Source organism: Rhizobium phaseoli, from assembly GCF_001664385.1.
GTDB classification, from domain to species: Bacteria; Pseudomonadota; Alphaproteobacteria; order Rhizobiales; family Rhizobiaceae; genus Rhizobium; species Rhizobium phaseoli.
This window is the reverse complement of sequence record NZ_CP013532.1, coordinates 2,775,138-2,789,236: the sequence shown is the minus strand read 5'-3', so window position 1 is coordinate 2,789,236 and position 14,099 is coordinate 2,775,138. Positions and strand designations below refer to the sequence as shown.

General features: G+C 59.3%; 11 protein-coding genes. 2 read left to right on the top strand and 9 right to left on the bottom strand.

Annotation, left to right across the window (positions count from 1 at the left end; translation table 11 throughout):
* Positions 1-92: 92 nt before the first annotated feature.
* Positions 93-2,876 carry a bifunctional diguanylate cyclase/phosphodiesterase gene (locus AMC88_RS13570; protein ID WP_064825411.1) on the top strand — a complete coding sequence of 928 codons (2,784 nt, stop codon included), beginning with the start codon at positions 93-95 and terminating at the stop codon, positions 2,874-2,876.
* A 178-nt stretch (positions 2,877-3,054) separates the two neighbouring features.
* Positions 3,055-3,357: a hypothetical protein gene (locus AMC88_RS13565; RefSeq protein WP_150128062.1), complete on the top strand. Its 303-nt coding sequence runs from the start codon at positions 3,055-3,057 to the stop codon at positions 3,355-3,357.
* Between the two features lie 122 nt (positions 3,358-3,479).
* On the opposite strand, the gene AMC88_RS13560 is transcribed toward AMC88_RS13565, so the two are convergent.
* The 9 genes from AMC88_RS13560 to AMC88_RS13520 form a co-directional block, all read right to left on the bottom strand.
* Positions 3,480-4,142: a LysE family translocator gene (locus AMC88_RS13560; protein ID WP_064825409.1), complete on the bottom strand. Its 663-nt coding sequence runs from the start codon at positions 4,140-4,142 to the stop codon at positions 3,480-3,482.
* Positions 4,143-4,429: 287 nt separating this feature from the next.
* Positions 4,430-5,062 carry a hypothetical protein gene (locus AMC88_RS13555; protein ID WP_041683680.1) on the bottom strand — a complete coding sequence of 211 codons (633 nt, stop codon included), beginning with the start codon at positions 5,060-5,062 and terminating at the stop codon, positions 4,430-4,432.
* A gap of 870 nt (positions 5,063-5,932) precedes the next feature.
* Positions 5,933-6,871 (bottom strand): sialate O-acetylesterase, encoded by a 939-nt coding sequence (locus AMC88_RS13550; RefSeq protein WP_010024025.1) that lies wholly within the window; start codon positions 6,869-6,871, stop codon positions 5,933-5,935.
* Positions 6,872-7,406: 535 nt separating this feature from the next.
* A complete protein-coding gene (locus tag AMC88_RS13545) occupies positions 7,407-7,745 on the bottom strand; it encodes a slr1659 superfamily regulator (protein ID WP_037116682.1) in 339 nt (112 codons plus the stop codon).
* A gap of 7 nt (positions 7,746-7,752) precedes the next feature.
* A complete protein-coding gene (locus tag AMC88_RS13540; RefSeq protein ID WP_004676530.1) occupies positions 7,753-8,313 on the bottom strand; it encodes a slr1658 superfamily regulator in 561 nt (186 codons plus the stop codon).
* A gap of 3 nt (positions 8,314-8,316) precedes the next feature.
* Positions 8,317-10,677 carry a SpoIIE family protein phosphatase gene (locus AMC88_RS13535; RefSeq protein WP_064818523.1) on the bottom strand — a complete coding sequence of 787 codons (2,361 nt, stop codon included), beginning with the start codon at positions 10,675-10,677 and terminating at the stop codon, positions 8,317-8,319.
* Positions 10,674-11,840, bottom strand: coding sequence for a class I SAM-dependent methyltransferase (locus tag AMC88_RS13530; RefSeq protein ID WP_010021711.1), 1,167 nt, complete (start codon positions 11,838-11,840; stop codon positions 10,674-10,676). Before AMC88_RS13530 ends, AMC88_RS13535 begins: the two co-directional genes overlap by 4 nt.
* Entirely contained in the window at positions 11,837-12,343 is a 507-nt protein-coding gene (locus AMC88_RS13525; protein ID WP_016733445.1) for a hypothetical protein, read from the bottom strand. Before AMC88_RS13525 ends, AMC88_RS13530 begins: the two co-directional genes overlap by 4 nt.
* Positions 12,344-12,419: 76 nt before the next feature.
* Complete coding sequence (locus AMC88_RS13520) at positions 12,420-14,072, bottom strand: putative bifunctional diguanylate cyclase/phosphodiesterase (protein WP_037140058.1); 1,653 nt, start codon at positions 14,070-14,072, stop codon at positions 12,420-12,422.
* Positions 14,073-14,099: the final 27 nt, after the last annotated feature.

The following is a 14,099-nucleotide window of genomic DNA, read 5'->3' as shown; positions in this document are numbered from 1 at the left end:
ACCCGCATTCGCCACCCCTACACCCCACCCATTTCAACCTTCCTTAAGCGCCCACTCGCTAGCGTGGCCCCCGAAAATCGAGGGCCACTTCCATGTTCACCGTTCTGACGTGCATCGCCCAGCAGCATGATCTCACGCTGGTCGGGCTTGCGGGTCTGATCTGCTTTCTCGCCAGCCATTGCGCGCTCGTTCTCTTGGATCGGGCGACGTTGTCGGAGGGCGTGGTGCGGTGGGTGTGGCTGGTGACGGCGGGAGCGGCGGGTGGTTTCGGCATCTGGGCCACCCATTTCATCGCCATGCTGGCCTATGATCCCGGCGTCGTTGTCGGTTATCATGCCGGGCTGACGCTGGTCTCGCTGCTGGTCGCGATCGTCGCGACGACGGCGGCGGTCGCCGCCAAGATTGCCTACGACAGCTGGGTGGCGAATAGTCTGGCCGGCGTGTTTTTCGGCGCCGGCATCGGGCTGATGCATTTCAGCGGCATGCTCGCCATCGAATTTCCGGGAGAGATCTCCTGGGATGCGAGCTTCGTCGTGGTCTCGGTCGTGCTCGGCGTCGCCTTTTCGGTCGCCGCCTTTCGTTTTGCCGGCCGCAGCGGCCGCTCGACGTTCGGCCGGCTGGCGCCGACGGCTTTGCTGACGCTCGGCGTCGTCTCCCTGCATTTCACCGCAACGGCCGGTGTGACGGTCATTCCAGGCATTACCGCGCTCGATCCCGCCATGCTGCTTTCGCCGGCGCTGATGGCGGTGACGATCGCCGCCGTCACCTTTTCGCTGCTGACGGCGGGTTTTGCCGCCGCCATTTTCGCCGTGCGCTCGCAGGGCAAGGCCGCCAGCGCCGAGCGCAACTTCAAGCTCCTGGTGCAGGGCGTCACCGACTACGCGATCTATATGCTCGATCCTGACGGCAAGGTCAGCAACTGGAATGCGGGCGCCGAGCGCACCAAGGGCTACAGCGCCGATGAGATCGTCGGCAAGGATTTCTCGCTGTTTTATTCTGAGGAGGACCGCCGGAAAGGCCTGCCGCTGCGGGCGCTCGAGACTGCCCGCAGCGACGGCAAGTTCGAAGCGCAGGGCTGGCGCTATCGCAAGGACGGCTCCTCCTTCTGGGCCCATGTCGTCATCGATCCGATCTATGACGAGACCGGCCAGCTGATCGGCTATGCCAAGATCACCAAAGACAACAGCAAGCAGAAGGCGGATGCCGACCGGATCGAGGAGGTCAGCCGCAATCTCGACGTCGCGCTCGAAAATATCGGCCAGGGCATCTGCATGTTCGACGGGGATGAGCGGCTGCTGCTCTGCAACAAGCGCTATCTCGAAATCTTCAAATTCCCCGAAGGCTCGGTGCATGCAGGCATGGGTTACCGGCAGATCGTCGAGGTCGGCTATGCCGCCCATGCGGCGGACCCCAACGAGGCAACGGCGCAGGCCGAGGCGCATTATATCAGGAACATGGCGCTGATCCGGGCCGGCGCCGGCAGCGCGGTGCATAAATATCCGAGCGGCATGTCCATCCAGCAGCATGTCAACATGCTCGCCAATGGCGGCTGGGTCGTCACCTTCGAAGACATCACCGATCGGCTGAAATCGGAGGAGCAGGTCGTATTTCTGGCCAAGCATGACGGGCTGACGGGCCTGCCGAACCGGCTGCAGTTCGGCGAGAGCGTTGCGGAAGAAATGATGATCGCTGACCGGGTGAGGGGGAATGTCGCGGTCATCGGCATTGATCTCGACAAGTTCAAGGAGATCAACGATCAGCACGGCCACGCCACCGGCGACAAGGTGCTTGTCGAGCTTGCCCGGCGTCTCGAAGAGGCGCGGCAGGAGGGCGAGTTCATTGCCCGGTTCGGGGGAGACGAGTTCGCGGCGACCAAGCGCTTCGATGAGCTGAGCGCGCTCCACGATTTCATCGGGCGGCTGGAAGGCGCGCTCACCGGCACCGTTGCCATCGACGGCTTCGAGATCAAGACCGGCGCCAGCCTCGGTGTCGCGCTCTATCCGAGCGATGCGGTAAGCGTCGACGGGCTTATGGCCAATGCCGATCTTGCCATGTACCGCGCCAAACAATCGCTGCTGCAAAGGGTCTGCTTCTACGAGGCCGCCATGGACGAGAATGCACGCCGCCGCCGCGCGCTCGCCAACGACCTCTGGGCGTCGATCGACCGCAACGAGCTGCATCTGCACTATCAGGTGCAGAAATCGGTGCGCACCGGCGAGATCACCGGCTACGAGGTCCTCCTGCGCTGGCGGCATCACGCTCGCGGCAATATTCCGCCGATGGATTTCATCGGCTTGGCCGAGGAATGCGGCGCGATCCTGCCGATCGGTGAATGGGTGCTCCGGGAAGCCTGCCGGGAAGCGGCAAGCTGGAACAGCAGCTACAAGATCGCCGTCAATCTGTCGCCGATCCAGCTCGGCCACGCCGACATGGCCGTCGTCATCTCAGGCATCCTCGCTGAGACCGGCCTGAACCCGCGGCGTCTCGAAATCGAGATCACCGAAAGCTCGATCATCGTCGACAAGGATAAGGCGCTGCGGACGATGCGGGCGATCAAGGCGCTCGGCGTCTCGATCGCCATCGACGATTTCGGCACCGGTTACTCCTCGCTGGAAACCCTGCGCTCCTTCCCCTTCGACAAGATCAAGCTCGACAAGAGCTTCATGGCCGAGGTCGAAACCAGCCCGCAATCCAAGGCGATCGTCCGCGCCATCTTGGCGCTCGGTCGCAGCCTTGAAGTGCCGGTGCTGGCGGAAGGCGTGGAGACCCAGGCCCAGCTCGACACGCTCTCGGAAGAGCAATGCGACGAGGCACAGGGTTATCTGCTCGGAAGGCCGCAGGCGATGGGCGAACCGGCGGTTGAGAGGGCGGCTTGACCGAAACTGGTTCTATAAAAATAGAGAGGTGCCGATGGACAAGTGAAATCTCATACGATCGGTTTGAGTGATTCAGATAGCCCTGCAACAGAACGAGCAAATAGACGCCCGGAGACTATTCATGCGCATATGTGTTTCCATATTGGGGCTAATTTTCCTACTCCTCGGATGTGCGGCCATGGCCAAGGCTGACGGCTGGAACGAGGAAACATTCGAATATTACGCCTCGATCGTCCGCCAGTTGCCGGAAACGCACAGCCGTATGATTGACGACTGTGCCAGGAACGGAATCGCCAAGATGGATAATGAGACGAAAGAGCAGCTCAAGCGCGCGGTGCCGAAACCGATTGACGAAACGACCAGAGAAATTTGCCGCCGATTGGTCAAGGGAATCGCTTCGGGCGCGGTGACCTACGAAGTCTTTCGGACTTGGCTTGATTCACCGGATGGAGGGAAGGTCAGCCTTCCTGACCACCAGTGATACCAGGAAACTAAAAATGTGATCCTCGGCCACCTTCGCCGCTCAGAATCTACGCGCGCCTAAATCGCCAACACCGCTTGAAATCTAAGGCGCGGACGCGTGGCGCAGCCAAAGGCTCGGTTTTATCGCGCGGCAGCCGGAGCCGGACCCGAATGGCCGGACAGAAGAAGCCTGATGCCGAGGGCGATCATCACCAGGCCGGTGAACCGCTCCTGCCATCCCAGCAACTGCGGCCAGCGATAAAGGAAATGACCGACGGATCCGGCCGCAAGCGCAACCGATCCCAGCGAAAGCAATCCCATCAGCTTCTGGATCGAACCTAGAATGAGAAGCTGGAGCCACACCGGCCCTGCCGCAGTATCGACGAACTGCGGCAGGAAGGCGAACATGAAGAGCAGGGACTTGGGGTTGGTCAGATTGTTGATAGCCCCCTCGCGCACCGCCTGCCACGCCGATGCCGGCTTGATCTTGAGCGCCGCGCCGGAATGCTTCCTGAAGCTTCCCCATATCATCCTGCCGCCGAGATAGATCAGATAGATCGCCCCTGCCCATTGCAGCATTATCAGCGCGGCCGGATAGGCACTCAGCAGCGAGGCGAGCCCGAGTACCAGCAATCCGACCTGCACGACACCAGAAACGAAAATCATGCCGGCGACGGCTAGCAGCGCCACCTTGCGACCTTGCCCGACACCGCGCGCCATGATCAGCATCATGTCCGGCCCCGGCGTGATCTGCAGCACCGTCAGCGCAAGGAGAAAAGTGAAAAAAGCCGAAGCATTTGCCATTGCGGTCTCGATCGAAATTGGGATGCGGAAGCGCTCGCTTCGATAACACTCTGCGGCCGGATGCTGGAGCAATTTTTGAAATTGGGTCGAACGAAAAAGGTTAGAGCGGTTCTGCGCTGAAAGCGCTGAGCCGCTCTAACCTGATTCTGAAGCCCGGTTCCCGGGAAAGACGTCTAAAAAGCGCAAAAAAATAGAGCATTTCCGAACTCAAACAAAATCGGAAATGCTCCTATAGTTCGGTGCGAAGCTATTCCGGTGGCTTCGCACCGCTCGCAACTCACTCGTGGCTATTCATCTGACGTCGTCGACGCGGCGTTCTCGAGCGAGGTGCGGATCTGATCAATCTTGCCGTCGGCGTCGCCAACCCCGAGAATGGTCTTGGCTCTGTCTAAGACCGCCGGGCTGACCTCGCCGGTCTTCGTTGCTGAAGCCAAGGCATCCTCCAGCGCCTGATCGCCCAGCACGGGATCGTCGGCCGCGGGCTCGATACCGTTATCGATTTCATACTGAGCATAAGCCACGGCATAGGCCGAGATGGCGGCCATGCGCGGGTCCGATGTGTTCATCAGCGCCCGGTAATTCCGCTTCAAAGAATTCAGGCCGGCCATTTGCGCCGAAAGGTTCTTCTCTTTCTTGCTGGACGCGGTGTCCGTTTTGTCGGATTTGGACTTGCCCGGCGCCTCTGATGATTTGCCTCTCACCGATTGCGATTTGGAGCTGCCATGATCGGAACCGCTGTTATGGCTGCCACCGTTTCCGTTGCCGCCGCCATGACCGCCGCCGCCGCCATTGCCGCCCCCGCCACCATTGCCGCCACCGTCCTTTGCAAGTGCAGCCATGTCGAGCCCGACAATCGTTGCCGGGCTTGCTGCAACTGCCAGCGAAAGCGCGGCCAGGGACGCTAAGGTTGCTATCCGCATCGTTTTCCTCCGAAAGGGACCATCAGATGCCGTGCACCGCACGACGTGAACTGACACGAAAGATAGATTGCTATCGACCGTTGCACATCGGACTGAGGTCCGGTTCAGGGTACCGTCTATGGTCCTAGGCCACGCAGCCGCTCCTGACCGCCGGCGTGTTGTGGCCATCGTCGCGACCGATCTCTCCTAGCAGGTCCAGCAGAGGATTAATAAGTTCAGGTAAATTGAAGATTTTGCGATCTCTGTCATCCTTCAACCTGCCGCGCCCCTCCGCGCGGCATCGCTGATTAATGCGGCATCATGTAGTACGAAATGCCCCGTCCTGGCGGGGCGTTTCGCTTATTGGCACTCCGGTACCGCAGAAAGGCTTCGCACGCGACCTAACCAAAGGAATCACTGGTGCGAGTGGCGCCCCTCAGTCGGAGACCGTACCGGAACCTTGCAGGCACCCTTCTCGTTGAAACAGTAGGATCGCACGGTGTTCCTCCGTGTGGTTCGTTGCCAGAACTTGCCCCGTCTCGGCGGGGCATTTTTTGCGTCCGGCGCTCACCGCGCTCGCGGAACGGGGCAAACCCCAGCAAGTCTGAACCTCGAGATGAGTCTGTTGGATCGATGTCTGCCGTGCTCCCCGGTTTCGGCAGACGCAGCTTGGGAAGAAGGAGTGGACGACGAAAGCGATCACGGTTCTGGCCTCATTATGCTGGCCTTCGCATCCGGCCCATTTCGATAAGGAAAAATGCGCAACGATCAATTCGCTTGGAGGGAAGAAATACTCCAAGGGGGCCGGAACGCTTACGGTTGAATAGTGCTTTTGATTTCCGTCACCAGGCGGCGTAAATCGCGAAGGCGCGAAATCCGGTTCGGAGAAGACTATCGCGAGGTTTGCAGGCGGCCATCGCCGCGCAGCAGGTTCAGCCAGGCCCGCGAGACTTTCTCCGCCCCTGTGCCCCCGATATGGCAGTCGTCGTAGCGGTCGTCTCCATTGAGTAACGCGTCAGAATTTATGCCCTCTCGGATACCGTGGCCGCTTTTTGACAGGGACAGTTGCGCCCGTACGATCGGATTGTCGGGTATATGCTCCTTGAAGCCGCCGTTGCTCGGTTCAAGGCATTTCGATGCGATCGAAATGTAAACGGGTGCCTCGATGCCGTGCTGGCGCAACGTATCGACCATCGACAGGAAATATTCCCGATAGGCCTCCGCAGTGGTGCCGATAACGAGATCTTTTTCTCCTTGCACCCAGAGGACGCTCGTTGCCCGATAGCCGGAAGCCTGAAGCTGTTTCATCGTTTCGACCAGCACAGCGTTGAGGTCACCGCCTGCCGCCCATCGGGCGACCTCAGATCCGGAATAGGCGAGAGGTGCGAGGATGACGCTGTCATTTTGTCCCGATGCGATCAATTCGTTTCCGAGCAGCGTCCAGTACTCTCCCTTGGTATCGGTCGAGCCAAGAAGCGGCGACGCTGCGATGAAGCACCGTCCGTCAAAGGCATTTACGACGCGAGCGCCATACTCTGACCGGTGCCGTTGTCCACCGTCGTTGGCCGCGTTCGATTGGCCAAGAAGCAGCAAGACAGCAGTTCGATCTGTTTGCGCCGGGCAGGCCACCGGCGTTTTCGATTCATCCCCGATGAGGCGTTCCTTGTCGTCGAATGTATAACGGCTTGGCGGCGCCGGCTTCTCGCCGCCAACTATTTTCTTCAGCGCGGAAAGCTGCGGCCAAGGAAAGATCTCATGTCTCGCGCTCACGCCGCCGACAAAATACAGGGTGATCAAGGCGGCCAGGCCGACTGCTACTGTTTTGCGCATGTCGTTGCCTTTAGAACATCGTCCGATGAGCCTGCGGACCGATCAGGGCTGCTCCTGCCATGAAGGCTCCTTTACATCAGCCTCATCTGCTTGCTCTGGCATGCTCTCTAAAAAAGAGTTCGTCGCGAAGATCGAGCCCCAATCGACGACATCTCGCACGGAGTCGTCGGAAACCTGCTCTAAACTATAGTCCGGACCAGTGAATCCAATCATCCGGTTGGGTGAGGGATCGCGCCGGCTAAGCAGCACGCACTGCCATGGAGATAGCCCGTTTCCGCAGATTAGGGCGCGCACTCCGGCATTCCCATGGTTGGACGCGAGGACAAGATGAGGATTATAGTGCCGGCCCGGGAAAGCATCCGATAGGCTGGCCTGACGAAGCATCCGCGCCCCCGCATTGTAGAACGCTGGAGTTTGGCGAGAGGCCAACGTCTACCTCCGTCATCCCAGGGGCTTGACCCAAGGACCTGGAATGACGGAGGTGGGGTGGTCGTCGTCACCTCACACTCCTGGCCGAAACCGGCTTCACCCTAACTCACGCCAGGCGCAATTCGAGCAGCGGGTGCAGCTTCTTGAGATTCGGCAGCGATTTTGCCTGCCACGGATGTTGGTTGGTGCCCTTCACAATGAGCAGGAGGTCGCCCATTTTTCTGGCTTCGATCGTCAATTTCGCCAGGAGATTGATCCCCGACGAATTGAGGAATTCGAGACCGGTCAGGTCGAAGGTCACCTGCTGGTGCCCCTCGTGAAGGAGGGTTGCTATCAATGAATAGATCGGTGCGTAGGCATCGGGTCCCGCCAGGCGGAACACGCCGTCGAAATAGACTTCATTCTTCTCCGCCCATACGCGGAAATTTTCGTCGCTGATTTCCATTCTTGGCTCACAAATTGGAGGAGGGTGGCATCGCCACAGCTGCCGTCGTCGTCAGTATGATCTGCTGGTCGTTATTCTCTTCAAATGTCCATGCCATTCTTGCATCGTAATCACTCAGAAGGGTGAGCAAACCGAGGCCGGAACCGCCTGCTGACGATATGGCGTTGGTTTCGATTTGCTCAAGAAGCAGAACGCCGGGTTCCCTCGATTGCAGGCGTTGCAGGAGTTGCTGAAAGCGGGACGATGTCGCGTTGTCGATGGCGTTCCGCACCCTGATCAAAAAGCTTCCCTCGACCATGCCGGCTTCGATCAGGATCTCGCCCGGCTGTCGAAATTTGACGGCGTTTTCGATCAGCTCGTTGCTGAGGTATCCGATGTCATGGTGCGCCTGCAGGTAATCCTTCCTCGAACGGGAGTAGGGCAGGGCCATGATCTCGGCGATGAAATCGGACGTCATTCCCGAATGCCGCCAACCAAGCTGAAGCGGCCCATCGCTCAACGTGAGGCGAGCGCCTGAATCCAGGCTGATGTCCACCAGAGATTCCAGACCGTATATTTTGGCCGTCATGTCTCACCTATGCCGCACTGCGAGAAGCGTGATGTCGTCGTAGATTTTCTGCGATCCGATAAAGAGCATTAATGTCGCGACAATTTCCGAAACGACCTTCTCAGCGCTCTGATCCTTCAAGCGGAGCGCTTCCCTGCACAGGCGTTCGATGCCGAACAGTTCTCCTGCATCGTTTTCGGCTTCCGTCACTCCATCGGTATGCAGGAGTATCAGGTCACCTTTCTCAAACGCTATTTCCCGGGTCTTGATGAAGGCGGAAATATCGGCTTCCAACCCGATCGGGATGCCGAGATCCATGGTGTCGATGCGTTGAATCTCGCCGTTTGCCCGCACGATGACGACTTCCTCGTGCTGCCCCGACAGGATCATGTCTTTGCCGTCATAGTCGAGAAAGGCGAGAGTCAGATGCTTGTCGATCCTGGTCCGCTCGATGTTTTTGAACAGGGCGCTGTTCAGATTAGCCAGAAATTCGACGGCGTCGGTGTTGCCTGCTTCCTGCAGCGCGCGGGCGACGGATTGGACCATCAGCATCAGCACGCCGCTTTCGAGCCCATGGCCGGTGACGTCGCCGATGCCGATCTTCAACCGCCTGCCGTTCTTCAGGACGTCATAATAATCGCCGCCGACCTCTTCCGCGGGCCGCATATAGGCTGCGATCTCGATATCCTGAAAGTCTTCCAGCTCCTGTTGCAGCGGCAGAACCATGAGCTGGATTTGCTTGGCGACCGCGAGCTCCGTTCCGAGCCGACGGTTTTCCCGCTGCAGCTGGGCGTTCAGCGCCGAGATCTCTTCCTTCGCATCTTCGATCTGGGCCGTTCGTTCCTCGACGAGCTGTTCAAGATTTTCGGTGTGGTAGCTGATCTGTTGGGCCATTCGATTGAAGGCTTCACCGGCCGCGCCCACCTCATCCTTGCTCGTTATCGCCACTCTGACGGAATAGTCCTGTGCCTGGATCCGCTTGGCGGCACCGGCAAGGGCGCTGATCCCGCTCGTGATGCGCTTCGAAGCCGCAAACACGGCGATCGTCACGATCAGTAGCGACATCAGGATTGCCAGGATCTGGTAGATCACGATCCGGTTGGTGGCCTCGGAAATCTTGGCCTGGGCGGCATAGAGGGAGGCGTCGATTTCCCGCTCCGGCACAACCACCCCAAGCAGCATCGCCTCTTGCCGAACCGGGCCGCTGGACCAGAGGTTGGTCGCCGGCAGCTTCTTGACAATGACGATATAGGGAACCTCGTTGCCGTCCCGCTGCAGCAGCAGGTGCTGAATGCCCTGTTCGCGGTCGAGCGCCAGTTTGGCGATCGCCGGCTGTGAGCTTCCTTTCAGGGAGCGCTCCAGCCCGGTCACGCCAGTTCCGCTCGCGCCGCTCGCCGACACCAAGCCGAGCGTCTTTTCGCCCGTGGCGTTGATTGCCACCACGTTTCCGTCGGACATTGCCAGGAATCCGAAACCGGACTGCGCCACTTTGACGTTTTCCACGGTCTGGGCGAGCTGGTCGAGCGTAATATCGGCGCCGGCCGTCCCGGCGACATCCTTCCTGTCGGCGGTCCAGAGCGGATGAAAGAAACTGACGATCAGCTTGCCGGTAATGGCATCCGTATAAGGCGCCGTCTGGGTGATGTCTTCGGCGACCGGCCGCGTTTTCCCATCCTTGGCCCAGCCCTGCCAGGACTCGTAAAGTCCGGGGAAAAAGAAGTCCCAGAAATTGGCTTCGTTGTGGCCGGGATAAAGCCGGTCGAAGGTCTGGGCCTGGTCGGTGTAGGGCGCGGTCCTGAAGATCGGCCGTTCTTTCGATCCGATGTAATACATCTGCAGCTTGGAGGCGCCATGCTGCAGCAGGCTCGGCGCGACGAGGTCGAGAACCGCGCTTGTCTCGATATCGCGCGCAATGTCGGGCCTCGGCTGGTGGTCCTGTCCGAGCAGGTAACCCCAGACGCTGACGACCGAAGCGGAGCCGGGCGCGTTCTGAGACCATTTCCCCTTTTCGTCGTAAACCAGGCTGACGCTGCCGGGAGAGGTGCGGGCCATCGCCGTGCCGACATCGGAATTGCGGGCGGGATTGTCGATCTGCGCCTGGAGCACGCCTGCCAAAGTGTCGACGTCGTTGTGGACCTGCCGCAGCAGCAAATTCACCTGGGCCGCGGTCGAATCGGCATAGGTGCGGATATATTCCTGACTTGCGGCTTCAAGGCCCTGGCCGACCTCGAGCGTTGCATCGCGCGACAGCCGCTGAACGTTCCAAAGTGCCAGGCCACCGCTGACCAGCAGGTCGAAGAGGACGGCGCCGCCGACGACGAGGATGAACTTTGCTCGAAACGAGCCCAACCCCACCGGTCTCTTCGATACATGCCCGTCCATCATAGCGGCTTTCGACCAGAGGCTGCCCAGATCGGCCAGCCTGCATAACCCTTGGGGTGAAGAGCGGCAAAGACGTGATCCTTGAATCCCTGCCGGAACCTGCGAATGAAATCCGGCGAGTCGCCGCGGCGCACAGCCATCTCGCCGGCATAGACATTTTCCCAGGCTTCGATGACATCCGCGAAATCCTGGGGGTCGCCGTCGAGATTCGTCACCATGAAGCAGTCGACCTTGATGTCATCGAAGCCGGCGTTGAGGAGAAGATGGCGGCTTTTCGGTCCCATCTCGACATCCATGTCGAAGTGGCTGAACAGCTTGGCGACTTCCTCGTAAGTCCATTTGATCGATTCGGCATGCGGCTCGCCCAGGCAGTGCGAATTCTTTTCGTTGGTGATGTAGACACGACCGCCGGGCTTGCAGATACGAAAAAGCTCCCGTAGCAGCATCTCGGGGCGGTCGAAAATCTGCAGCGAGTGCCGGCAGGTAACAAAATCGAACTGATCGTCTCTGAGCAACATCTGGGAGGCGTCGCCATAGGTGTATTCGATGCCTCGCATATCGAAGTCGGCAGCGACCCTGCGGGCATAGTCGAGACTGCGCACGGAATGATCCAGCGCGACAAGGCGCGCCGGTTTGAATTCCCGCTGAACCAAGGCGGCGAAATCACCGATGCCGCAGCAGATATCCGCCATAGCAAGGCCGCTGCGCAGACCGTGGCGCGGCAAGAGTTCGCGCTCATGCCGCCAGGTCATTTTCGTCTGCGTGCGCAGGATGGGAATGAAAGACTCGTCCTCGACAAAGCTCTGGCCTGGATAAAACGCCGAATCGTAAACCTCGACCGACAGGTTCGGCAGCGATGCCGCCAGCATCTCGAACAGCGAGGCAGACCATGCCATTACGCTCGACGTAATGATCTTGATGTTCCGGTCCGGCCTCGTTCGGCAGCCGGCCGCGAGGATGTCGCACAGAGCGGCGAAGGCCGTCATGTTGATGTGCGTCAAGCGTTTGACGTTGAGGTAAACGATGCCGCTGTATTTTTCCAAACTCTGCCGCACCAGCTCGAGCGCATCGGCAATCTCGGCAACACTTTCGGGCCGCATCTTGCCGGACAGAACAAGCTCCTGATTTGTCGGATCAAATCGCACGGTGAATGGCAGCAGGCTCATTGAAAATCCTCGGCCGATGGGAAATCGGCAATGATGCCGATCCTGTCCGCGCCGTCTTTCTCGATGTGGATGGCGGCGCCGAATATTGCCGCCAGATTGCTGAGCAAAGCCCCATCGGACTTCGTGACCAGCTGACCGGACCCGTCGTCGAGGCCAGGCTGGATTTCGCGTGATCCGGTCTGCATGTGTTTGCGGGGAAACTCCTCGTCGCAAGGGAACGCAATTCGCAGCCGATTGGAGGTCGCGCTGCGAGCGAGGCTGAAACTTATCTTGCCTCGTCCGTTGGTCGCGCGGAAAGCGAGTTCGATGAGTTCGTTTGCCGCGACTGAAAGAAAGTTGGCGTATCGTGCGGGATCGCTGTGACCCTGGCCGAGAATGTCGGAGAGATATTCGGTAATCTCGTCGCAAAACTGCCATTGAGATTTGAACACCGCCACGTTCATTTCCAGCGATACCATCGGCACAAATGCGTGATCGTCGAAGCGGGATGCTTCCTCTTCCAATGCACCCTCCTTTCGGTCTGTCTGGGGCGTCAGATTTGCATGCGATCTAAAAGCACGGCGAAAAGTCGGTAAAGCACTATTGTCGAGCGTGGACTTTGGATGCGTCCGCGCGGGTAATGAATTCTTCAATTGCCTCCACGGGAAGCGGCCTGCTCACCAGATAGCCCTGCAACCTGTCGCAGCCGACGCTGTGCAACCATTCCGCCTGACCGGGCGTCTCGACCCCCTCGGCCGTCACCTGCATGTCGAGGTCATGTGCAAGGTTGACGATGCAGCGGACGATTGCCTGGCTTTTCTGATCGGTTTCGAGATCGGTGATAAAATACTTGTCGATTTTGATCGTATCGAAAGGAAATGTTTTCAGATAGCTCAGGGACGAATATTCCGTCCCGAAATCATCGAGAGAAATTCGGATGCCGAGCACATTGAGCGTGTTCAGGGTGTCGATGTTGTTGACGGTCCGCTCAAGCAGCACGCTTTCGGTTATTTCGAGCTCGAGGCGTTCGGGCGGAAGTCCGACAAGATCCAGCGTCTGTGAAATCCGGTCGGTGAGGCCGCTTGTCAGGAACTCGGCCGCTGACAGATTGACGGCGACAATGTAGTTCTCGGGCCACTTCATCGCCTCATGGCATGCCTGCTCCAAAACCCACGCGCCGATCTCGGGCATCATTCCATCCGCTTCGGCCATTGGAATGAACGACGCCGGCGGAATCTTTCCGAGTAGGGGATGGTGCCATCTCAACAATGCTTCGAAGCCGACCATGCAGCCGCCCTCGGCGATGGGCTGGTATTCGACATAGAATTGCTGTTGCACCAGGGCCATACGCAGGCTGCGGCGGAGCAATTCCCGCTGCTCCAGCAGTTCAAGCATTGCCGGGTCAAAGGCTTTTGCCCGACCGCGCCCCTCTTTCTTGGCGGTGTAAAGTGCGAGGTCGGACGCCTTCATAAGCTCCTCCGGAGTTGTACCGTCCGATGGAGCCGTGGATATGCCGATGCTGGTGCCGACAAAGACTGCGATGCCGTTGATCGTGAAGGGCTTTTTGAACGCAGCAACCAGATCGTCCGCCAAACGGTGCGCTTTGGCTGGATGTCCCGAGCCCACGGATATCACCGTGAATTCGTCACCGGCCAGCCGGTAGGCTCTGTCATCGCTGGAAAGGCAGGCCAGGATACGCATTGCCGCCGATTGGAGGAGCTTGTCGCCGGCGGCATGCCCGAGCGTGTCGTTGACGGGTTTGAAATCGTCGAGGTCGAGTTGCATCAGCGACAGAGTCTCGCTCGCGCCTGCGGTTTCCTGCAACAGGGCGGTCAGGTCTTCGCTGAACTGGCGCCGGTTCGGCAGTCCGGTCAGCGGATCATGGGTCGCGAGATGCAGAAGCGTTGCGCGCTCATCGTCAATCCGTTCCTCGGATCGGACCACGGCAAACAAGTCGCCGATCCGGTAGATCGTCAGACCGTGTGAGCCGGCGGCGCCGAGATCGCCCGATATGCGCAAAGGCTGGGCATTATCATCCAGAGAACGGAACGCCAGCGTGATTGCCGATTTGTCCAGCTCCGGGAAATGCTCCCAGAAAGAGGCGGCTGGCTTGACGGATGAGGGCAGCACATTGCCGTGCAGATCCTCGATGGGATTGAAATCGCGGTCAAAGAACAAAAGCCGGTCGATCAAGCTCGAAGCTTCTGCCTCCGGCTTTCCGAGGGCTAAACGGGCAGCAGGAACTTTCCGCATGCAGGAGGTTCTCCCTAATCGAATATC